Raw genomic sequence first — 18,451 nt, 5'->3', positions numbered from 1 at the left:
TACCGTATTTTACTGCTCTTTTTTTATCTGTTCTATGCCTTTTCGATATGGGGTTACTTCAAAATCCGGGAATCTGTTTCTGAATTTTGAATCATCAAAAAGGTTATCATATTCATATCTGGGAAAAAGTTCCTGCAGTTCTTTTGCTTTCTCATTAAACAGGGCTCCAATCCTGAAAGCAAATTTAGGAATTGTAAAATATCTGAATTCCTGTCCATAAATTTCCGAAGCCAAAGCAATGAATTCTTTATAAGTCAGCCGATGATCATCAACAGGTAAGTGCCAGGTTTGACCATAGGCATCGGGTGTATTACCAATCAAAGCGGTAGCTCTGCTCGCATCGGGTGTCCAGATTAAGCTTCTTAACTTATCATCTCTTAAAGGAACCTTTAGTTTTTTTCCCTCTTTAATAGCATCGAAAATAAAAGCGTTGGTAATGCTCTGTGTTTTTCCGGGGCCATAGAATTCCGGAGCTCTGCAGATGACAATATCCATAGTTCCTGCTGCCATTTCTTTTAAAAGCATTTCTGCCATTTTCTTCCTTACTCTTCCTTTTCTACCCACAGGAGCAAACGGTGTTTCTTCCGTAAGAACGTTACCATTTTGAGGATACATGTAGGTATTATCAAAAAATACAAGCCTGGTTCCGTTTACTTTACAAGCCTCAATTATATTTTTTGTAATAAGGAGAAACTGTTTTTCCCAAAGATCCGAGTCCATCGGAAGCCCTAGTGTGAAATAAGCAATTTCACTTCCTTTCAACGCCTCAATCGCATTTTCTTTAACAGAGAGGTCCGCTGAAAAGACGGTATCCGTGTCATTTACTTTTTTTGCATTTCTGCTTACAATTCTGATATCGGAAGTGAAATTCCGCTTTAGCTCCCTTGCCAGTTCTTCGCCAATCTGGCCATTAGCACCTAATATTGTTTGCATAATTATGGGTATTTATTTCTGACTTATATTCCTATGCAAAATTCGGGCATAATCTGAATGAAATTGTATCCCGATCACCTGAATTTGTAACATAATCTCTGTTGTTGCCCTACACATATTTCAATCACAGGTGTTGATCATTCTAACATAATGACAAATCCCAATTCCATTCCTAACCTTATTTATTCTAAGAAAAAATACCGGAAATTCCTGTACTAATCCGCATTCTTGAACGTTGTGAAGGAGGTGTATTTATGCTAAACTTGTATATTTGCCCAACAATCAAATTCATTCGAGACAAAGAGAATATTAATGATGCCAAATGATGCTTCCCATAAGCTTATCCCAATGACCGATTTTGTCATTGAGTATTATTCAAACGAAGGATACGCCGATCTTCAGACATTAAATCTGATGAAAAATTATGCTAACTTTCTGAGACATCCCTTAACGCTTGCCCTGTTTGTTCCTGTAGATCCAAATGGGAATGTCTTGAAGGAACCTAAAAACTATTCTTCCTGGAAATCGCTTAAGCACAATGAAGTTCTTTCCGATGATACTCCTGCTGTAAGCGGATTTGAAGAATATAATGTCTATAAGAAAGCCGAACAAAACTGCTTTTTTGAAGGCTTTAAAGTGGCCTACAATGGGTATTCGGTCGTACGCATTACAGCATCCTATGATGAATCGATAGAATTATCTTTCAATAAAAATGATTCAAAATTTCAAACGTTTACGGATATTGAATCCCTTACTGTTTTTGATGAGATCTATCTGAGCCCTACGGCATTAAAAATGATTGGAATCAAAAAGAAATAATAGGACAGAGATCACTGTTTGACAAATATCAGGAAACGGTTACTCCAAAAAGATGCCCTATCAGTGCCGTTATCCCCATCGCAGCAGTTCCCCAGAAACAAATCCTTACCACAGCAATTCCGATTTTTGAACCTCCTGTTTTTGCAGAAACAGCTCCCAAAATCATCAGAAAAATAATGGAAAATCCATATTGAAAATAAACCATCTGGTCAATAGGAGCTAAAAGAGATACAAGAAAAGGAAGCATGGCGCCCACAGCAAATGATGCCAAAGAAGCAATGGCAGCCTGCAATGGCCTGGCCTGGCTGATCCCATTAATTCCTAATTCATCCCGGGCATGGGCTTCCAGGGCATTGTGCTCACTTAATTCAACGGCAACTTGCATTGCTGTTTCCTTACTCACACCTCTTTCTTCGTATATTTTGGCAAGTTCTTTAAGTTCCATTTCCGGCATTTCTTCCAACTCCCTTTTCTCACGCAGAAGATCAGCTTTCTCGGTATCCTCCTGTGAACTCACCGATACGTATTCACCTGCAGCCATGGACAAGGCACCGGCGATCATCCCGGCTAATGCAGCCAGAATGATCGTGTTACGCTGTGATTCTGCAGCGGCAACTCCTATAACAATGCTTGTTGTAGATAATAAACCGTCATTGGCTCCCAAAACGGCTGCCCGCAGCCAACCAACCCTGTTTACATAATGTTTTTCCTGTTGATGATGCATACACGAATGAATAAATGGTTATTCTCATCTTAAATATAAGGAAATAATACCGTATTCTACTTTTGTAAAAATAAAAAGACAATGCTAAACGCCATTTCAACAATTTCTCATTTCGAAAAAAATATTTATAATCTCTAATCAACAGTACATGCACCTCCTGGGGTCAAACATTTGTTTAGAAATTTATTGTTTTACAGGAGCGAGCTGTAACAATAATACAACTTTAAAATAACGCAACGCTACAACCAGGATCTATAAATAAATATTCATTCCGGAAAAAAGGCCCCCTAATATCCGTTAAAATGCATTCAGAAAGGGTGTTTTCACAAAAACGATATCCTTACTAAACACCCTATATATTAATCGAATATTAAATTATAAGAATATTTAATTATTTTTTTCAAAAAAAATTTGTCATATTATAATTTTTCATATCTTAGTGATGTATTAATCATAAAAAATTATATCATGAAAAATTTAAAAAAATTAGACAGAGAGCAATTGAAAACTATTTCAGGAGATGGATTCCTTGATCCAATCTTAGGATTAGTAGGTGGTGTATTAGGAGGTGTTGGAACTATCGTTGGCGGTACTATCGGTGCTGTTGGTGGTGCAGTTGGAGGAACTGTTGTTCAAGTGATCAAAAATCTTGAAAACGGACTTTGCCAGGTGCAGTGCGGAATCAACAACGTAGTACACATTACTGTTGTTAGCTGTGGAGCAAACACTTGCCACTAATAAAAATTAAAGACTAATAACCGCTCCGAAAAGGGCGGTTTTTTTATGTCCAGAAATAAACAATACAACGCTCCGTAACATTAATCAGCGGGTTTGGAACCGGAGATTTACGGACAAACTTTTATTTTAAAAATGGATAGGTAAAAAACAGAATATGAATGATATTCAATAAAAAATGGCTCAATATATTCACCAGTATATTGTTTGATCTCTGGTAAATTAAACCATACATAATCCCGGCTATTGCAGCATACAGAACATACAATATTCCACCCGCCCAATGCAACGCTCCAAAGCTTAATCCGGCAATAACAACAGCAATTATCTGACTGTTTTTAATATTCAGCAAAGACAAATGCCTTTGAAAGAAACCTCTGAACAAAACCTCTTCGGCCATGACGACAAACAGCACGTTATTCAAAGCCCATACAAAGAAATACTGATGAAATTTAATATCAATTCTTACAAAACTAAATAATAGTGTGAGTCCCATCAGCAAAAGAATGGTCATCAAAATCAGGGACCAGCTTTTCTTCAAAGCGGACCTGAAACCAGCTCCAGGCGGTACTACAAATAACAACAGGGTAAGTCCTGCCAACGTTTTATCTATATTAAAGTACATTGTGAAAGGAACACCGTCTTTTGAAACCTGTATTTTGTCGAAAATGAGCACATTATTAAACCCCGGCAACAGATGCTGAAAAATGATAATCGAAACAGCCAGAATTACCAATGCCAAAGTATGATATAAAAACCTGCTGTATTTCAGGTTCTTTGCCAGCACAGTATACAGATAGACCAAAGCTGCAAACAACGTTATAATTAAAAATCCTGTAACAGATATAAGCTGAGTGAAGAGGCTCATCATCAAAACAGAAAATAATACTCCTGTTTTGATGAATTCTTTTCTTTCCATATGGTTGATGATACTTTAATTAAACTAATAACTGCTTGGTTTCTGAAAGTAAAAATAATAATAAAAAAGCCAATTAAGAATTTTCTGTTGGAACTGAATAAAAAAGCTCCTGCAAAATGCAGGAGCAATACCTATTGAGAGCTTTTTTTTTGATTTATTTTTTAACCAGTTTCAAACTTCCGGTTTTACCGGTACTGGATCTCCATTGAACAATATAAGTACCGCTCAAATGATTTTGAATATCAATAGGAAGCTTTTGTAAACCGGCTTCTAAATCCTTAGAATAAGCATTTATTGTTTTACCATTAATATCTGCTATGTTTATTGAAACTGTTTCCTTACCTGCAGCCGTATAATACAATTCGGTAAGTCCCATGCTTGGATTTGGAGCTATTAGTGGTGTATTTTGAGGGTTTGCTGTTTTTGTAACCGGTATACCACCTCCCGGAATGCATAGGTTACATTCAAAACGGGTAATTCTCATGAGATATTTATTGGTAGCAATACAGGTAATCGCAACACCGTATCCGAATTGACCGGTATAGTAGGTCACAGGAGGAATTATAGTCTCATCTCCAACATGGGTTCCAAGCTCATAATATCCGCTTTGTAAGGATGGAGTACTAAAAGTTACATTAACATAGGTGACAGGGGCCGGGCTCCCGGGAAGAAGATAGATCACAGGAAAATTATAATCCTTTGAGGAAACAACATCTGGAAGAAAAGTATTTGTTCTTATATTAGAGCCAATTTTTATATCCAGGGTAACATTTGTATGGGCGTGCCCTGGTACGGTTTCACCTATAAAATTGTCATCCCTGGTAAAAGTAATGTTATAGGTATCTCTTACAGGAGCAATTATCTGCGCAATTATCTGACTTTGAAAGAAAGACATAAAGGATAAAAATAGAATTAGTTTTTTCATGCAATTAAATTTAGGTTAGTAAAATATTTTTAATAAAATTGAGATTAAAATAAGGTACAGCCAACAAACAATTAGCAACTGAGCAAACTGGTCTAGTATCTGTCTTGTTTTCCCTAGTAATCGTCTATAACATACTATTAAAAGAAACTCCGATAATGCTCATATTAAAAATGATATGACCCATTATCATATCATTCTTCAGTCCGAGCTTTTCAACAAAGTATTTTGAGCTTTCCTGCAAAGTTAAACTCTGATTTCCCCCATAACTTTGTCCATGCAAATAATGATACAAGCATGAAAAAGAAAGACCCAACTGTTTTAGGACCAAGATTAATATTAAATGATTATAAGGGAGCTGATGTAGAAGGAGAGGCCTTTGTAACCGACCATATTTTCAGCTATATCCTGCAGGGAAAACATGAGGTATGGCTTGGCAATAAAAAATATTCGTTTCAACAGGGAGATTTCAGATTCTTCAGAAGGAATCAGCTGGCTAAATACGTTAAAAATACCGGTACTGAGGGCTTTAAATCAATTGCTATCCATATTGACCAAACCACTTTAAAGGAAATGAGTCACCAATACGGATGGATAGCAGATGAAATGAATTTGTCCGGAGAAGTGCTTTTGATCAGTCCCGATAATCTTCTCAAAGGATTTACAGAATCTCTGATTCCCTATCTGCAGGAGCCTGAAATTGATCATCATATTCTAATGTTAAAAACCCGGGAGCTGATCATGTTACTGATCAAAAACAATCCACAGTTTAAGAATATCCTTTTTGATTTCAGAGAGCCCGGTAAAATTAATCTCGAGGCATTTATGAATAGTCATTACAGATATAATATCAGTATTGAACGTTTTGCTTTTCTTACAGGGAGAAGTCTGGCCGGATTCAAAAGAGATTTCGAGAAGCTTTTCTGACGAGCCCCCGCAGGTGGCTCGTCAGAAAAAGACTGGAAGATGCTCAATATCAAATAGAGGAAAAAGGAAAAAGGCCTTCTGATATATACCTGGATCTGGGATTCGAAGATCTTTCTCATTTTTCATATGCTTATAAAAAAGCATTTGGGTACGCTCCCAATAAAAAATAATATCAATAAAAACCAATACAATAATAATGGATATACAATTAAAAGGAAAAAGAGCATTAATTACAGGTTCAAGCTCCGGCCTCGGCGAAGCTATTGCAAAAATGCTAGCAAATGAAGGTGCTATGGTAATTATTCATGGCCGTGATAAAAGCCGTGCCGAGAACGTTGCAAAAGCAATAATCGATAAAGGAGGGTCTGCAGAAATTGCTATAGGGGATCTTTCAACTGATGAAGGAGCAGATCAGGTAGCCGCCGAAGCACTCCAGTCTGGAAAGATAGATATCCTGATTAATAATGCAGGTGCAACTTCCCATAAGTCCTGGGGTGAAGCGACAGCCGATGACTGGCTGAATATTTACAATACAAATGTAGTTTCATATGTACGGATGATTCAACGTATTGTGCCACAGATGAAAAATCTGGGTTGGGGAAGGGTAGTCCATATCGGAGGAGGCCTTGGCATACAACCGATTAAAGAGCAGCCTCATTACAATGCAACCCTGGCTGCCCGTCATAATATGTCTGTTTCGCTTGCCAGAACACTAAAAGATACCGGCATCACATCAAATGTGGTGTCGCCGGGTGCCATTATCAATCCAATGGTGGAAGACTGGCTCAAAAATGCAGCCCCGAAATTTAATTGGGGAACAGATATGGAGGAGATCAAGTACAAAGCTGTCCAGGAGCTTATCCCTAATGACACAGGAAGGTTTGGTGAACCCGAAGAGATTGCCGGAGCTGTAGTATACCTTTGTAGTCGTTTTGCCAACTACATCAGTGGGTCTGTTCTTCGGGTAGACGGCGGTACAATACGTTGCCTGTAAATAATAAAATCCGGCAGACCCGAGTGATCTGCCGGATCAGTAGAATTCATTTGATGCATAATACATCGGTTCTTTTAGACATTTACAGAAAATTGTTGAAATAAAAAGGAGACCTTCTGGTCTCCTTTTCTTTATATTTAAAAGCTAACTACCAGTAATTTGCATTTCAAAAAGTCAAATAAATCCCGGATAGCCCTTAGATCAAAAATGTTTTTTACGTAAAACATTTTTATAGAAAAAATGAATATTTTTAAATAAATTAGAGCTTTCCACGATACAAGATTTAACCCTTCAATCATGAGCCTGAATTTTAAAAACAATACGCTGAAAAAAATACTAATTCCGCTTTTAATAATAGCTTTTTTATTTTTAGTTGGTGCCCTTTATCAAAAGAAGGTGCGGTATAATTTAGTCACCATTTCAGAAAACAAGGTGTACAATTCAGGAGTTATTCCTCCTGACAAATTACCGGCGGTATTAAAGAGTCACAATATAAAAACGGTTATTGACCTACGGGATGGCCTGCAGCAAACGGAACTCAACCCGGAAACAAAGAAACAGGTAAATGCGGAAGAAAATGCCGTAGATAAGCTTTCAGGTATTCATTATTTCAATTTGCCCACCGATCAGATTCCCCAGGACAGCACGGTAAAAAAGTTTTTATCTATTATGGATGACCCTAAAAATTATCCTGTTTTGATCCATTGTCATCATGGTGTTGGGCGTTCGCGTTTATTCAGCTCACTGTACAGAATTGAATATGAAAATTTCACCAACGAAGAGGCGAGAGCAAATGCCCGTTTCCTTTGGGAGTTCGGTAGTAATTTCTCTAAAAATTCGGACAAAGGAACTTATCTGTTGAATTACAAGAAAAGAACATCAGGCAAAAAACAGGATTCTTTATAAGAGATAAAATAATATATCCAACAAACTGAATAAAAATTAAATATAATGAAGTACTACCATGTAGATGTTTTCTCAAAAAAGAAATTTTCTGGAAACGGATTGACCATTTTTGAGATTAATGAGGAATTTGATAAAAAGAGCATGCATATTCTAACGCAGGAAATGAAGCAATTTGAAAGTATCTTTTATTATAAAATCAATCCGAACACTTTCAGAGCATACATATTTACAGTTGAAGAAGAGCTGGATTTTGCAGGACACCCCATAATCGGCTTGTCTGCAATGCTTCACGATCTTTATTCCCCGAAAAAGGAGAGAAACAGCTGGACTATTGAGCTTAATGAAAAACCGGTTGTTGTGGAAACAACAAAAAAACCACACTATTATTCAGCAAGAATGAATCAGGGAATTCCGGAATTTAAAACGGTATTAAGAAAAGAACAAGAAAATGAATTTTTAAGCTATTTAAATCTGAGCATGGAGGACAAATTCGAAGAATTTCCATTTCAGGTGGTTTCTACTGGTTTACCTTACTTAATAGTTCCTGTAAAAGCCAGTGCATTAGGCAAATCAAAAATTATAATTCCTGATTTAGAAGTTAAGCTTAATGAAATTGGTGCCAAATTCATATTTGTTCTGGATGTTGCCGGAAAGCAGGGGAGAACCTGGGATAATCAGGGTTCGGTAGAAGATGTTGCCACAGGAAGCTCAGCTGGTCCTGTAGGTCCCTACTTAGTTGAGAATAAAATTGCAGAAATAAATAACGAAATCATTATTGAGCAGGGGCATTTTTTGGGAAGACCAAGCCAGATTAAAGTTATGGTCACCGGTGAAAATGAACAAATGGATCATGTTTTTGTAGAAGGGGATGTTTGTAAAATAGTACAAGGTGAAGTATTCATCTAGCTAAGAGCAAATTTGCTCCTGGTATATATTTAAATAAAATTGAAAATCAGGCTTACATAAAGTCTTTAGTAAGAATTAAAACAAATCGGCTCTGCCAACTTACAGATAAATTTGACAAGGCATTTGACAACACTTCGTTATAGGGAATTATATGAAAGACATAATATATAAATTAAACAAAGAAATAGAAATTGAAAAAATAATAGCCCTATTATTTGATTCTGATTATTTGCCACTCGAAGATATGAATGATAAAATTCGTTTACAAAAAATGTTCACTAATGCAAATCTGATAGTTTCTGCTTGGGATAACACAAAACTTGTTGGAATTGCTCGTTCTTTGTGCGACTTTAGTTATTGTTGCTATCTTTCAGATCTTTGCGTTGACTTACAATATCGAAATCTGAATATTGGAAAAAAATTAATTGAACTCACAAAAGAAAGTGCAGGCAATGAATGCAAACTAATTTTGCATTCAAATGCAAATGCATTTAAATTTTATGAAAAAATTGGAATGAAAAATATTTCTGAAGCATTTATAATTCAAAGAAATTATTAAGTATGCTTATTATAAAGAGATACATGAAATTATACTAGCATATACAATTTAACATAATATAAATTATAGGACTTTTAAAATTCATTCCGAATAGGGGTAATTATCCTTCATACGCTCATCTTTCTGTCACCTTTTCAAATATCCGATTCTCAGCCATTACAAATCTTGTCATATGGCAATGTAAATTCTTTATAAACCTTATACCTTTATCCTAACCAAAAAATAAAATCATTATGAAACCTAAAATGATCTGGTCAAATCTGGCCGTAGCCAATCTTGAACGTACCCACAAATTTTATACAGACTTAGGATTTAAACCTAATGGTCCGCACACCTCTGATCAGCTGGTAAGCTTTTTCTTTGGTGACAATGATTTTGTGATCCATTTTTTCCTGAAAAATATCCTGGAGTCCAATCTTAAGCCGTTAGAATTCTGCGACACCCAGAAAGTCCATGAGATTGTTTTTACGCTATCTGCAGAAAGCAAAGATCAGGCAGATGAATGGGCTAAAGAAGTTGAAAAAGCCGGTGGCACCATTGTCTCTGCGCCTCAAAGTTTCGGAGATAATTACTATGGATTTGTTTTTTCGGATCCTGACGGCCATACCTTTAATGTATTCCATATGTAGTATTCCTGGATTTAATTCTTATATTTGCCGTAATACAATCCAATATGAACCATTCAAGCTGTTTGCCTCCTCCAAGATTTTAATATTTCTAAAGTGTAACTGAAGTATTAACGCTGATAAAATTTTATTGGCTATTTTCTAATGCTTCAGATTCAATGACTTATTAATTAAAATCTTTGTCTTTACAGACAGGCAAATTGTCTTATGAAAAAATCATATGTATTATTACATCTGGCCGTTATACTGGCTGGATTTACAGGAATATTCGGAAAACTCATCTCGCTTAACGAAGGTCTTCTGGTCTGGTACCGGCTGTTATTCTCTACTCTCATTTTATTCGTGATTCTCAAATCGCTGAGATTCCCTTATATGATTTCAACCCGGGGAAAATTCCATATAGCCAAAGTTGGAATACTGATTACCTTGCACTGGTTATTTTTTTACGCAAGTATCAAATACGCTAATATCTCCATAGGTGTAGTATGTTATTGTCTGACCAGTTTTTTTACTGCCGTATTCAAACCTCTTATCGATAAGGAACGGTTTAAGATTTCCGAGCTGTTGTTAAGTTTATTAACGGTTTTTGGGATCAGTCTGATTTTTCATTTTGATACATCGTATCAGTTAGGAATTGGTTTGGGTGTTATTTCATCCGCTATTGGCGCTTTGTATACCATTTTCAACAAGCGCCTGGTTCAACATTATGACACCAAAGTCATTAATTACTACCAGATGCTTAGTGGAACTGTTTGCCTGGGTACCGTCCTACCGGTTTATCTTTATTTTTTCCCGGTGGAAAGTATGATTCCCGGGATGAAAGATATCGGTTATCTGATGATCCTGGCTCTCTTTTGTACAGTGGGTCTCTATGTTATATTTGCAGAGGTTTTAAAAAAGATCCCTGCATTTACAGTGAACTTAACCTTCAATCTGGAGCCTGTTTATGCAATTATCATGGCCTTTTTATTCTTTAATGAAAGCAAACAGGTAAATCATTCATTCTATATTGGACTTTCTCTGATCATTACTTCTGTTGTATTACAGACCATCATTTCGATCAGGAAAAAATAATATATACAAAACCCTCTTCCTTTATGGTAAGAGGGTTTTAAAATCAATTTAAATCACAAAATAGTGACAAATTAATTATCGTACATGCTTTTCAATCTTGCTCTGTTTATCTGTATTATATCCTTATTCTTGATCTTATGTTTCTTTTGCAGTGGCCCTTGCGGGATATGTATTGCTTCTTCCGTGATCAATTGGTTCAGTTTATTTGTCGAAAGCTGTAAGCATTTTTTTATAACAGATGAAAATTTAAGATTAAAATCAAAAGGATATTTAATTTCAAAGGCTATGATATCATGGTCACCATTCAGAATATCTTCTGCTGAAATCTTTTCATATTCCAGCTCATACCGGACACTCTCATAATCCAGCTCAACATTATTTTTCCATGCTGTTTCCCTGGAAAACGCGTAATCCCAGGCTGTCTTTGTACAATTCTCCGAAAACTTATTAAAAAGATTTTTATCTATGTTTTCTGGTTTTATCCGAGAGAAAATCGTCATGTTATAGGAGCTCCCACATTTTAAACAGTTGTAAATTAACCATATATCGATATTCTTTTTTTGAGCGTTCATCCTGAATTTCTCACTGCAATAAAATCTGTCGCTGCTGCAATGACTGCATTTTCTTTTTAAAAAGGGAGTATTTATTATTTTTACCTCCCAAATATATTGTATCATTTAAAGTATGCTTATTATTCTTCATTAATTTTGGGATATCATTTAATAATATTATAGTCTTGATCCATAAGATGATCAGGACACTGTAGAAATAATTCATGCAATTGCCTTTGTAAGCAACCCAATAAATAATATGATTAAATGAAAAACCTGTTCGGGTATAGAATTACCCAAATAAAGAAATAATCAGCCTGTGGTTTATAAGGCCGATTTTAAGCTGCTATAAGTTTAAGAATGGTTCTCAATGATCATTGATTTGTGATATAAATATAATCAATCTCTTGTAAACAGCGATTATTTGATCATTTTTTTATTCGTTACGATTCCTTTTTGAGAATAATATGATTTTTCCTAACCTTTACAACTACCCTGTCTCCGGGCTCAAAGCCGCAATCCAATGTTTTACAAAAGATTTTTATAAAACAATTTCAATTTTTTTTGGAAAATATTTGCGTAGCTAAATAACTTCATATATATTTGTAGTCAAATAACTACACGATGAATTTAAGAAGAGATGTATTCCAGGCAATAGCAGATCCTACCCGAAGATCTATTTTGATGTTGGTGGCGGCCCAATCGATGACCGCGGGAGCCATTGCTTCTAATTTTGATACTGCCCGCCCTACTGTTTCGAAGCATTTACAGATCCTTACGGAATGTGAACTTTTAACCCAGGAACAAAACGGCCGCGAAATGATATACCACCTCAATCCCAATAAAATGAAAGAAATAGCCGATTTTATAGAACCCTTCCGCAAAATGTGGGATGAGAAATTCAATAAGCTGGAAAGTGTGATGAAGGCATATCAAAACATAAGTTGTAAGTAATGGGCAATGAATAATTATACCCAACAACTCTTACTCTCCCACTCTCAACACCAAAACCCTCAAACCAAAAACATGGAACTAAAAACAAAAATTCACGCCGAAGACGGCAAGCAGGAAATCTTCATCACCAGGGAATTTGATCTTCCTGTCCATCTTCTCTTTAAAGCTTACACAGAACCCGAATTGGTAGAACAATGGATGGGAGCAAAAGTCGTAAAGATGGAAAACAGACAACATGGCGGTTACCGTTTTGAAACCTCAAATCCACAGGGCGACGTAGTCTTCAGTGCCAACGGAACGATCCATGAGATCATTCCCGATCTCAAAATAACCAGGACCTTTCAAATGGAAAATACGCCCTTCCCCGCTCAGATCGAGTTTTTAGAGTTTGAAAAATTAACTGACACCACCAGCAAAATTACCATCCAAACCATCTATAAATCCGTAGACTTCAGGGACCAGCACCTGAAATTACCATTTGCCCAGGGAATCAATATGGCCCATAATCGACTTCAGGAAGTGGTTAAGGGAATTGAGAAATTAGAGATTAGAAGTTAGAGGTTAGAGGTTAGAGGTTAGAGGTTAGAGGTTAGAGCAAAAATAATCATTTCACTTTTTAGCCCCAAAATTCGGATCCTGCAAACCTCACCCTCACACACTCAAACCCTCCCACTCTCAAACCCTAAAACTCTCCCACTCCCAAACCCTAAAACACAAAACACCATGAATCCAAAAACAGACTTTTTCTTTAACGAACCCGGCCAATGGCAAAAAGAATTTAAAAAATTAAGAACCATTGCTCTAAGTACCGAACTTGTAGAAGATTTAAAATGGGGATGTCCCTGTTATACCTATGAAGGGAAAAATATTTTTTTGATCCACGGGTTCAAAGACTATTGCGCCCTACTCTTTTTTAAAGGTGCTTTAATGAAGGATCCTGATAAACTCCTGATCCAACAGACAGAAAATGTACAGGCCGCAAGACAAATCCGCTTTACAGATCTGGAACAGATTAATGACCTTGAAAAAATTCTTCGGGAATACATGTTTGAGGCTGTTGAAATTGAAGAATCGGGAATTAAAGTTGAAATGAAAAAGACCAAAGAATTCGAAATGGTGGAAGAATTTCAACAGAAGCTGGATAAAGATCCTGTTTTAAAACAAGCCTTTGAAGCCTTAACACCGGGAAGACAAAGGGCCTACCTACTCCATTTTTCCTCTGCTAAACAAAGTAAAACCCGTGAATCAAGAATTGAAAAATGCATTCCTCAAATTCTTGACGGTAAAGGAATTAACGACTAATCACAAAAAAATTATACTATGGAAACACAATCAAACAAATCCGAAAAAAGAAATAAGATCATCTATTGGATATTTACCCTTTGGCTGGCATTGGGAATGGTATCAACCGCTGCGGTTCAGCTTTTAAAAAATAAAGATGAAGTGGAAAACTTTACCAGCCTTGGATATCCGGCTTACCTCATGACCATTATCGGAGTATGGAAAATCCTGGGTGTCATCGCCGTACTTATACCTAAGTATCCTTTATTAAAAGAATGGGCTTATGCAGGATTTTTCTTCGTGATGTCAGGAGCTATTATTTCCCACCTTGCCTCAGATCACAATTCAAGTAAAATTTTTGCTTCACTATTGCTTTTGGTACTTACTCTGATTTCATATTACTTCAGACCTGCTGACCGAAAAGTTGGATAGGTAATAATAATGTATTGTAAGTTTTTTAATCTGGTTAAAAATATCTGCATGATCAGTTAGACAAAAATTTTAAAAAATATACATAAAACACATATAATCAGGAACTTAAGGAATACGTATTATACGAAATCACATCCCATTAAAGAATAACAAAAAACATCAAATTAATATGAATAAGAAAAAATTAACTTCACAACAGAGTCAGGAGCTTTTAAAAATTCTGAAGACGCGTTTTGAAAAAAATACCGGCCGCCACAAAGGCCTTGACTGGAATAAGATCCAGACCAGGCTTGAAGCACAACCTGAAAAATTATGGTCACTTTCTGAAATGGAAGATACTGAAGGAGAGCCCGATGTCATCGGTTACGATAAAAAATCCGATGAATACATTTTTGTCGACTGCTCTCCGGAAAGTCCAAAACGAAGAAGCCTATGTTACGACTATCAGGCCTGGGAATCCCGTAAAGCCAATAAGCCGGAAAGTAACGCCATCGACAAAGCGTCAGAAATGGGAATCGAATTACTAACTGAAGAACAATACCGCCAACTTCAGGAATTAGGAAAGTTTGATCTGAAAACATCCAGCTGGGTAAAGACACCTCCTGAAATTCGTGAATTGGGAGGCGCCATCTTCTGCGACCGCCGGTACAATATGGTTTTCATGTATCACAACGGTGCAGATTCATACTACGCTGCAAGAGGATTTCGTGGGAGTTTGAGAGTTTGAGAGTTTTGGGGTTGAGAGTTAGAGGGTCTGAGGGTATGAGAGTTTGAGAGTATTAGGGTTGTAGAATACTGGGTTGGTATGAGGTTGTTTGATTTGGTAGGTGGTTCTAGATATCGTTAAGGTTGAGAGTATTTTATTGTAATAACTCTCAACTCTCAACTCTCAACTTTCAACTCTTAACTTAACTTTACATCTTGAACCTTATTGCAGCTCTCATACCCTCTAACTCTCAAACTCTCAAACACAAATACAACTCCCCCTTATTCTTCAACTTTCAATTCCCTTATCCACGGTGTTTCCACGCTCCAAAAGATAATATCCACACCCAGATAGTTTCCGGCATATTCTACAAACTCTTCTTTTGTGAAAGGTTTCTTCGTTTTTGGATTTTTATATGTGAGTGTTGGCTCCTGGACTGCCATTGCAACTAAAGAAAGTTGTCCTTTATACTGATTAAAGAAGGGATAGGAATTTTTCATCTGGGCATTTTTGTTGGGAACAATATCAGGACCGCCTAAACCCACATTATTTTCTTTGGCAAACTTAAATAGCCTGGACATATATTGATGATCATTTTCCCATTCACATGGAAAGAAATTGACATACTGCAAAACGTTGGACTTTTTGAATACCTCTTTTGCAAACTTTAGATTATCGATCTCTGCCTGAAAATACCGGTCACAGCTGAAACCGGTTTTATCTTTTTTCATCTCAATGTCTATAGATGTTTCCGGTAAATTAATACCTTGAATTCTTCCGTCAAATTTTTCAGCTAAAGCGCCAATGAGCTTTTGAAATCTTTTTTGAACTTCGGGATTCCATTGTTGGGTGACCCAACCATTCCCAACAGGCTTATTTTCACCAGGGTTATCATATTGCGGAACCAATCCTCCTTTATATTCCTTATCTTTTAATATATAATCCGGAACGTATTGGGCTTCGGGTTCAAAAAAGCGGTCCTGAAGCTGAATAAACAACTTTCTATCGAGTTGGCTTAGGAAATTGAGATCATTTTCAATCCGGGAAAAATCATAAACATCTTTTTCTTTTTCCAAAGATTTCCAATTATAAACAATTTGAACTCCTCCGATCTCTTTGCTTCTTATCTTTTTTTCCAGATCATGAAGATCACCTGAAGAAGTATAAATATAATTTTGAGGTTTTTGAGATTTGAAAGAACTTGCTCCAAAGAAAATGAAAGCAAGACAAAATATTTTAAAACTTTTTATCATATCCGATTTTTATTATCCTTTTATAAGCACTTTTTATGCCTAAATGAGTTTTTGATATACGGGAAAATATCCGGGAAAGTTTTTTTTAAGCGATTCTCGGCAATTAGGAAAAATTTGATATACACAAGTATTTCGGGGACTTTTTTTAATAAATTTTATTTCCATTAAATATATCTTTGATTTAAATAGTTTGGTTAATTTAGCAAAATCGAAATTTGATTTAATATAATTCTAAGGATATGAAAAAATTAATTATGTTGGGTTCATTATCATTCTTTTTAATGAATTGCAATAAAAAACCGGAACCTGTAACTCCAAAAGTGGAAACCGATTCTGTTGCAGTTGAAGAGCCAGTGGTTGATACATTAGGAACAAAGTCATTTTGCTATTTAGGAGTAATAGGTAAAGACAGTGTTTTTGCATCTATTGATGATAATCTGGGAACCATCTCAGGTAAATTAGCTTATAAAAACAGCGAAAAGGACAGTTCTAAAGGAGATATAACAGGCTTTAAATCAGGAGATACATTAAAACTCACTTATGAATTCCAGTCGGAAGGTACTAAAAGTAAACGCGATATTTTCTTTATTCAGAAAGACAATACATTAATTGAAGGAATTGGAGACCATAAAGAAGAAGGCGGGCAAAGTAAGTATGCCGACGAAAAGAAAGTTGCTTACAAAGATGGACCGAAAATGAATGTTGCTGATTGTGCGCTTGTATCCAAAGCATTAAAATAATACAGCTTCTTTCATCAAATTAGCGACTTTCCACGAATACAAACCTAAATCATATTCTATGCAGACACTTCAATTCAGGCCTTTTTCACAGTCCGAATTTATTGAAGATTTAAGGAGAATATTTCCTCAATATAAAATTCAGACAAGTTTTGGAACATTACAGGTTCGTACAAGTGGTTTTACTCTTACCGGAAATGTAAAAATAACGACCAATCCGGGAATAGGTACCGTTACTACACAAACCAACAGTGATATCCCTCTATTTTATTTTATCTTCTCTTTTCCGATCGCTATTTATATCAGAATGAAAAAAGATAAAATAAAACATCTTGAAGATGAAGTGGTTGCGGGTATAAAGCGCATACTTAGGCAAGATCCCCACGGTTAATCAGCCGTGATACAAACTAAAAAAACAGCCATATGGCTGTTTTTTTAGTTATGAATCTCTGTTTATAATTTCAATAAAATCATTGATGCCTTCGTCAGGAGTATTCCAAGAAGTAATCAACCGGATTGCAGAATACTGGTCATCGATCTTTTTCCAGATGTAAAACTCAAATTTTTGGGATAAAATATCGATAAGCTCATTACTCAAAATAGGAAATATCTGATTGGTATAAGTCACGGATAAAAAGGCAGTTCCTTTTTCCTGTAGGGCATTTTTTATTTTCATCGCCTGCCGGTTCGCATGTCTGGCCAGATCAAAGTACAGATCATCTTTCATCAGTTCCAGAAATTGGACTCCAAGCAACCTTCCTTTTGCCAGCAAAGCCCCTTTTTGTTTGATATTGAACCCAAAATCTTCCTGAAGAACAGGATTATTGATCACAATTGCCTCCCCTATCAGAGCTCCGTTTTTAGTTCCTCCCAGATAAAAAACATCAGTCAGCCGGGCAACGTTTTCAAGACTCAGGTCACTTACTTCTGCCGTTAAACCATGTCCAAGCCTTGCTCCATCCATAAAAAGATACAAGCCTCTTTCTTTGCAAAATGCGGAAAGATCCTCCAGTTCTCGGGTGGTGTAAATGGTTCCTAATTCTGTTGAGTTGGAAATATAAACCAATTTAGGCATCACCTGATGTGGAACATTGGTATGGCTTTCCAAAACCGTTATGATATCTTCCGGTGTTAATTTCCCATCTGCTTTTTCAATGCCTAGAATCTTATGGCCTGTAGCTTCAATAGCTCCGGTCTCATTATTTAAAACATGACCTGTAGAAGCAGAAATTACAGCCTGATAGGGTTTTAAAATAGATGAAATAACGATCAGGTTAGCTTGTGTTCCGCCTGAAACGAAATAAATTTCTGAATCTTTTTTTCCTATTTTTTCTCTGATCAGTTGTTTAGCTTCTAAAGAAAAACGGTCTTCCCCATAACCGGCTTCCTGCTCGAGATTAGAACGTAAAAGTGCTTGTAGAATATTGGGATGACATCCCTCTGAATAATCGTTTTTGAATGAAAATTTCATAGATCAAAATTAAAAAAATTGA

Annotated in this window: 23 protein-coding genes; 16 read left to right on the top strand and 7 right to left on the bottom strand. The window is 36.2% G+C overall.

Features of this window, described 5'->3' with window-relative positions:
* Window positions 1-9: 9 nt before the first annotated feature.
* Window positions 10-933, bottom strand: coding sequence for an NAD-dependent epimerase/dehydratase family protein (locus AAEU33_RS14165; RefSeq protein WP_345988187.1), 924 nt, complete (start codon window positions 931-933; stop codon window positions 10-12).
* A gap of 312 nt (window positions 934-1,245) precedes the next feature.
* On the opposite strand from AAEU33_RS14165, the gene AAEU33_RS14160 reads away from it, so the two are divergent.
* A complete protein-coding gene (locus AAEU33_RS14160) occupies window positions 1,246-1,752 on the top strand; it encodes a hypothetical protein (RefSeq protein WP_345988185.1) in 507 nt (168 codons plus the stop codon).
* Window positions 1,753-1,780: 28 nt separating this feature from the next.
* On the opposite strand, the gene AAEU33_RS14155 is transcribed toward AAEU33_RS14160, so the two are convergent.
* Window positions 1,781-2,476, bottom strand: coding sequence for a VIT family protein (locus AAEU33_RS14155; protein ID WP_345988183.1), 696 nt, complete (start codon window positions 2,474-2,476; stop codon window positions 1,781-1,783).
* Between the two features lie 468 nt (window positions 2,477-2,944).
* Between AAEU33_RS14155 and AAEU33_RS14150 the strand changes: the two genes are divergently transcribed.
* Window positions 2,945-3,214 carry a hypothetical protein gene (locus AAEU33_RS14150; RefSeq protein ID WP_345988181.1) on the top strand — a complete coding sequence of 90 codons (270 nt, stop codon included), beginning with the start codon at window positions 2,945-2,947 and terminating at the stop codon, window positions 3,212-3,214.
* A 121-nt stretch (window positions 3,215-3,335) separates the two neighbouring features.
* On the opposite strand, the gene AAEU33_RS14145 is transcribed toward AAEU33_RS14150, so the two are convergent.
* Together AAEU33_RS14145 and AAEU33_RS14140 are read right to left on the bottom strand one after the other, a co-directional pair.
* A complete protein-coding gene (locus AAEU33_RS14145; RefSeq protein WP_345988179.1) occupies window positions 3,336-4,130 on the bottom strand; it encodes a CPBP family intramembrane glutamic endopeptidase in 795 nt (264 codons plus the stop codon).
* Window positions 4,131-4,284: 154 nt separating this feature from the next.
* Complete coding sequence (locus AAEU33_RS14140; protein WP_345988177.1) at window positions 4,285-5,055, bottom strand: T9SS type A sorting domain-containing protein; 771 nt, start codon at window positions 5,053-5,055, stop codon at window positions 4,285-4,287.
* A 294-nt stretch (window positions 5,056-5,349) separates the two neighbouring features.
* Between AAEU33_RS14140 and AAEU33_RS14135 the strand changes: the two genes are divergently transcribed.
* The 7 genes from AAEU33_RS14135 to AAEU33_RS14105 all read left to right on the top strand — a co-directional run bounded on the left by AAEU33_RS14135 (window position 5,350) and on the right by AAEU33_RS14105 (window position 11,044).
* Window positions 5,350-5,979: an AraC family transcriptional regulator gene (locus tag AAEU33_RS14135; protein ID WP_345988175.1), complete on the top strand. Its 630-nt coding sequence runs from the start codon at window positions 5,350-5,352 to the stop codon at window positions 5,977-5,979.
* A 196-nt stretch (window positions 5,980-6,175) separates the two neighbouring features.
* Window positions 6,176-6,973: an SDR family NAD(P)-dependent oxidoreductase gene (locus AAEU33_RS14130; RefSeq protein ID WP_345988173.1), complete on the top strand. Its 798-nt coding sequence runs from the start codon at window positions 6,176-6,178 to the stop codon at window positions 6,971-6,973.
* A 297-nt stretch (window positions 6,974-7,270) separates the two neighbouring features.
* On the top strand, window positions 7,271-7,879 hold the full coding sequence (locus AAEU33_RS14125) for a dual specificity protein phosphatase family protein (RefSeq protein ID WP_345988171.1): 609 nt from the start codon (window positions 7,271-7,273) through the stop codon (window positions 7,877-7,879).
* A 45-nt stretch (window positions 7,880-7,924) separates the two neighbouring features.
* Window positions 7,925-8,785, top strand: a complete 861-nt coding sequence (locus AAEU33_RS14120; protein ID WP_345988169.1) for a PhzF family phenazine biosynthesis protein — start codon at window positions 7,925-7,927, stop codon at window positions 8,783-8,785.
* A 151-nt stretch (window positions 8,786-8,936) separates the two neighbouring features.
* A complete protein-coding gene (locus AAEU33_RS14115; protein WP_172282505.1) occupies window positions 8,937-9,344 on the top strand; it encodes a GNAT family N-acetyltransferase in 408 nt (135 codons plus the stop codon).
* 233 nt (window positions 9,345-9,577) lie between these two features.
* Window positions 9,578-9,973 (top strand): VOC family protein, encoded by a 396-nt coding sequence (locus AAEU33_RS14110; RefSeq protein WP_345988166.1) that lies wholly within the window; start codon window positions 9,578-9,580, stop codon window positions 9,971-9,973.
* 204 nt (window positions 9,974-10,177) lie between these two features.
* The gene (locus tag AAEU33_RS14105; protein ID WP_345988164.1) at window positions 10,178-11,044 is read left to right on the top strand and encodes a DMT family transporter; all 867 of its coding nucleotides are present in this window, start codon (window positions 10,178-10,180) and stop codon (window positions 11,042-11,044) included.
* 71 nt (window positions 11,045-11,115) lie between these two features.
* Here AAEU33_RS14105 and AAEU33_RS14100 read toward each other — a convergent pair whose 3' ends face one another.
* The gene (locus tag AAEU33_RS14100; protein ID WP_345988162.1) at window positions 11,116-11,616 is read right to left on the bottom strand and encodes a DUF1062 domain-containing protein; all 501 of its coding nucleotides are present in this window, start codon (window positions 11,614-11,616) and stop codon (window positions 11,116-11,118) included.
* 603 nt (window positions 11,617-12,219) lie between these two features.
* Here AAEU33_RS14100 and AAEU33_RS14095 point away from each other — a divergent pair.
* From AAEU33_RS14095 to AAEU33_RS14075, 5 genes are all read left to right on the top strand, one after another.
* On the top strand, window positions 12,220-12,549 hold the full coding sequence (locus tag AAEU33_RS14095; protein ID WP_345988160.1) for a metalloregulator ArsR/SmtB family transcription factor: 330 nt from the start codon (window positions 12,220-12,222) through the stop codon (window positions 12,547-12,549).
* A 72-nt stretch (window positions 12,550-12,621) separates the two neighbouring features.
* Window positions 12,622-13,107: an SRPBCC domain-containing protein gene (locus AAEU33_RS14090; RefSeq protein ID WP_345988158.1), complete on the top strand. Its 486-nt coding sequence runs from the start codon at window positions 12,622-12,624 to the stop codon at window positions 13,105-13,107.
* Window positions 13,108-13,272: 165 nt separating this feature from the next.
* Window positions 13,273-13,851 carry a YdeI/OmpD-associated family protein gene (locus tag AAEU33_RS14085; protein WP_345988156.1) on the top strand — a complete coding sequence of 193 codons (579 nt, stop codon included), beginning with the start codon at window positions 13,273-13,275 and terminating at the stop codon, window positions 13,849-13,851.
* 18 nt (window positions 13,852-13,869) lie between these two features.
* Window positions 13,870-14,262, top strand: a complete 393-nt coding sequence (locus AAEU33_RS14080) for a DoxX family protein (RefSeq protein WP_345988154.1) — start codon at window positions 13,870-13,872, stop codon at window positions 14,260-14,262.
* A 169-nt stretch (window positions 14,263-14,431) separates the two neighbouring features.
* Complete coding sequence (locus tag AAEU33_RS14075) at window positions 14,432-14,989, top strand: DUF4256 domain-containing protein (protein WP_345988152.1); 558 nt, start codon at window positions 14,432-14,434, stop codon at window positions 14,987-14,989.
* Between the two features lie 260 nt (window positions 14,990-15,249).
* On the opposite strand, the gene AAEU33_RS14070 is transcribed toward AAEU33_RS14075, so the two are convergent.
* Window positions 15,250-16,221 (bottom strand): hypothetical protein, encoded by a 972-nt coding sequence (locus tag AAEU33_RS14070; RefSeq protein ID WP_345988151.1) that lies wholly within the window; start codon window positions 16,219-16,221, stop codon window positions 15,250-15,252.
* A 239-nt stretch (window positions 16,222-16,460) separates the two neighbouring features.
* On the opposite strand from AAEU33_RS14070, the gene AAEU33_RS14065 reads away from it, so the two are divergent.
* Both AAEU33_RS14065 and AAEU33_RS14060 read left to right on the top strand, forming a co-directional pair.
* Window positions 16,461-16,961, top strand: a complete 501-nt coding sequence (locus tag AAEU33_RS14065; RefSeq protein ID WP_172282489.1) for a hypothetical protein — start codon at window positions 16,461-16,463, stop codon at window positions 16,959-16,961.
* Window positions 16,962-17,019: 58 nt separating this feature from the next.
* Window positions 17,020-17,349, top strand: a complete 330-nt coding sequence (locus AAEU33_RS14060; protein ID WP_273648134.1) for a hypothetical protein — start codon at window positions 17,020-17,022, stop codon at window positions 17,347-17,349.
* A 48-nt stretch (window positions 17,350-17,397) separates the two neighbouring features.
* Here the strand turns inward: AAEU33_RS14060 and AAEU33_RS14055 are convergent, their stop codons facing one another.
* Window positions 17,398-18,429: an aminotransferase class V-fold PLP-dependent enzyme gene (locus tag AAEU33_RS14055; protein WP_345988149.1), complete on the bottom strand. Its 1,032-nt coding sequence runs from the start codon at window positions 18,427-18,429 to the stop codon at window positions 17,398-17,400.
* Window positions 18,430-18,451 lie beyond the last annotated feature (22 nt).

The organism is Chryseobacterium sp. Chry.R1, assembly GCF_039645525.1.
GTDB lineage: Bacteria > Bacteroidota > Bacteroidia > Flavobacteriales > Weeksellaceae > Chryseobacterium > Chryseobacterium proteolyticum.
This window is presented reverse-complemented; position numbering and strand designations above follow the sequence as displayed.

Bases quoted from the DNA above. Each gene is read 5' to 3' on its own strand.
- AAEU33_RS14165 (WP_345988187.1), bottom strand. From the start codon at position 933: ATGCAAACAATATTAGGTGCTAATGGCCAGATTGGCGAAGAACTGGCA.
- AAEU33_RS14160 (WP_345988185.1), top strand. From the start codon at position 1,246: ATGATGCCAAATGATGCTTCCCATAAGCTTATCCCAATGACCGATTTT.
- AAEU33_RS14155 (WP_345988183.1), bottom strand. From the start codon at position 2,476: ATGCATCATCAACAGGAAAAACATTATGTAAACAGGGTTGGTTGGCTG.
- AAEU33_RS14150 (WP_345988181.1), top strand. From the start codon at position 2,945: ATGAAAAATTTAAAAAAATTAGACAGAGAGCAATTGAAAACTATTTCA.
- AAEU33_RS14145 (WP_345988179.1), bottom strand. From the start codon at position 4,130: ATGGAAAGAAAAGAATTCATCAAAACAGGAGTATTATTTTCTGTTTTG.
- AAEU33_RS14140 (WP_345988177.1), bottom strand. From the start codon at position 5,055: ATGAAAAAACTAATTCTATTTTTATCCTTTATGTCTTTCTTTCAAAGT.
- AAEU33_RS14135 (WP_345988175.1), top strand. From the start codon at position 5,350: ATGAAAAAGAAAGACCCAACTGTTTTAGGACCAAGATTAATATTAAAT.
- AAEU33_RS14130 (WP_345988173.1), top strand. From the start codon at position 6,176: ATGGATATACAATTAAAAGGAAAAAGAGCATTAATTACAGGTTCAAGC.
- AAEU33_RS14125 (WP_345988171.1), top strand. From the start codon at position 7,271: ATGAGCCTGAATTTTAAAAACAATACGCTGAAAAAAATACTAATTCCG.
- AAEU33_RS14120 (WP_345988169.1), top strand. From the start codon at position 7,925: ATGAAGTACTACCATGTAGATGTTTTCTCAAAAAAGAAATTTTCTGGA.
- AAEU33_RS14115 (WP_172282505.1), top strand. From the start codon at position 8,937: ATGAAAGACATAATATATAAATTAAACAAAGAAATAGAAATTGAAAAA.
- AAEU33_RS14110 (WP_345988166.1), top strand. From the start codon at position 9,578: ATGAAACCTAAAATGATCTGGTCAAATCTGGCCGTAGCCAATCTTGAA.
- AAEU33_RS14105 (WP_345988164.1), top strand. From the start codon at position 10,178: ATGAAAAAATCATATGTATTATTACATCTGGCCGTTATACTGGCTGGA.
- AAEU33_RS14100 (WP_345988162.1), bottom strand. From the start codon at position 11,616: ATGAACGCTCAAAAAAAGAATATCGATATATGGTTAATTTACAACTGT.
- AAEU33_RS14095 (WP_345988160.1), top strand. From the start codon at position 12,220: ATGAATTTAAGAAGAGATGTATTCCAGGCAATAGCAGATCCTACCCGA.
- AAEU33_RS14090 (WP_345988158.1), top strand. From the start codon at position 12,622: ATGGAACTAAAAACAAAAATTCACGCCGAAGACGGCAAGCAGGAAATC.
- AAEU33_RS14085 (WP_345988156.1), top strand. From the start codon at position 13,273: ATGAATCCAAAAACAGACTTTTTCTTTAACGAACCCGGCCAATGGCAA.
- AAEU33_RS14080 (WP_345988154.1), top strand. From the start codon at position 13,870: ATGGAAACACAATCAAACAAATCCGAAAAAAGAAATAAGATCATCTAT.
- AAEU33_RS14075 (WP_345988152.1), top strand. From the start codon at position 14,432: ATGAATAAGAAAAAATTAACTTCACAACAGAGTCAGGAGCTTTTAAAA.
- AAEU33_RS14070 (WP_345988151.1), bottom strand. From the start codon at position 16,221: ATGATAAAAAGTTTTAAAATATTTTGTCTTGCTTTCATTTTCTTTGGA.
- AAEU33_RS14065 (WP_172282489.1), top strand. From the start codon at position 16,461: ATGAAAAAATTAATTATGTTGGGTTCATTATCATTCTTTTTAATGAAT.
- AAEU33_RS14060 (WP_273648134.1), top strand. From the start codon at position 17,020: ATGCAGACACTTCAATTCAGGCCTTTTTCACAGTCCGAATTTATTGAA.
- AAEU33_RS14055 (WP_345988149.1), bottom strand. From the start codon at position 18,429: ATGAAATTTTCATTCAAAAACGATTATTCAGAGGGATGTCATCCCAAT.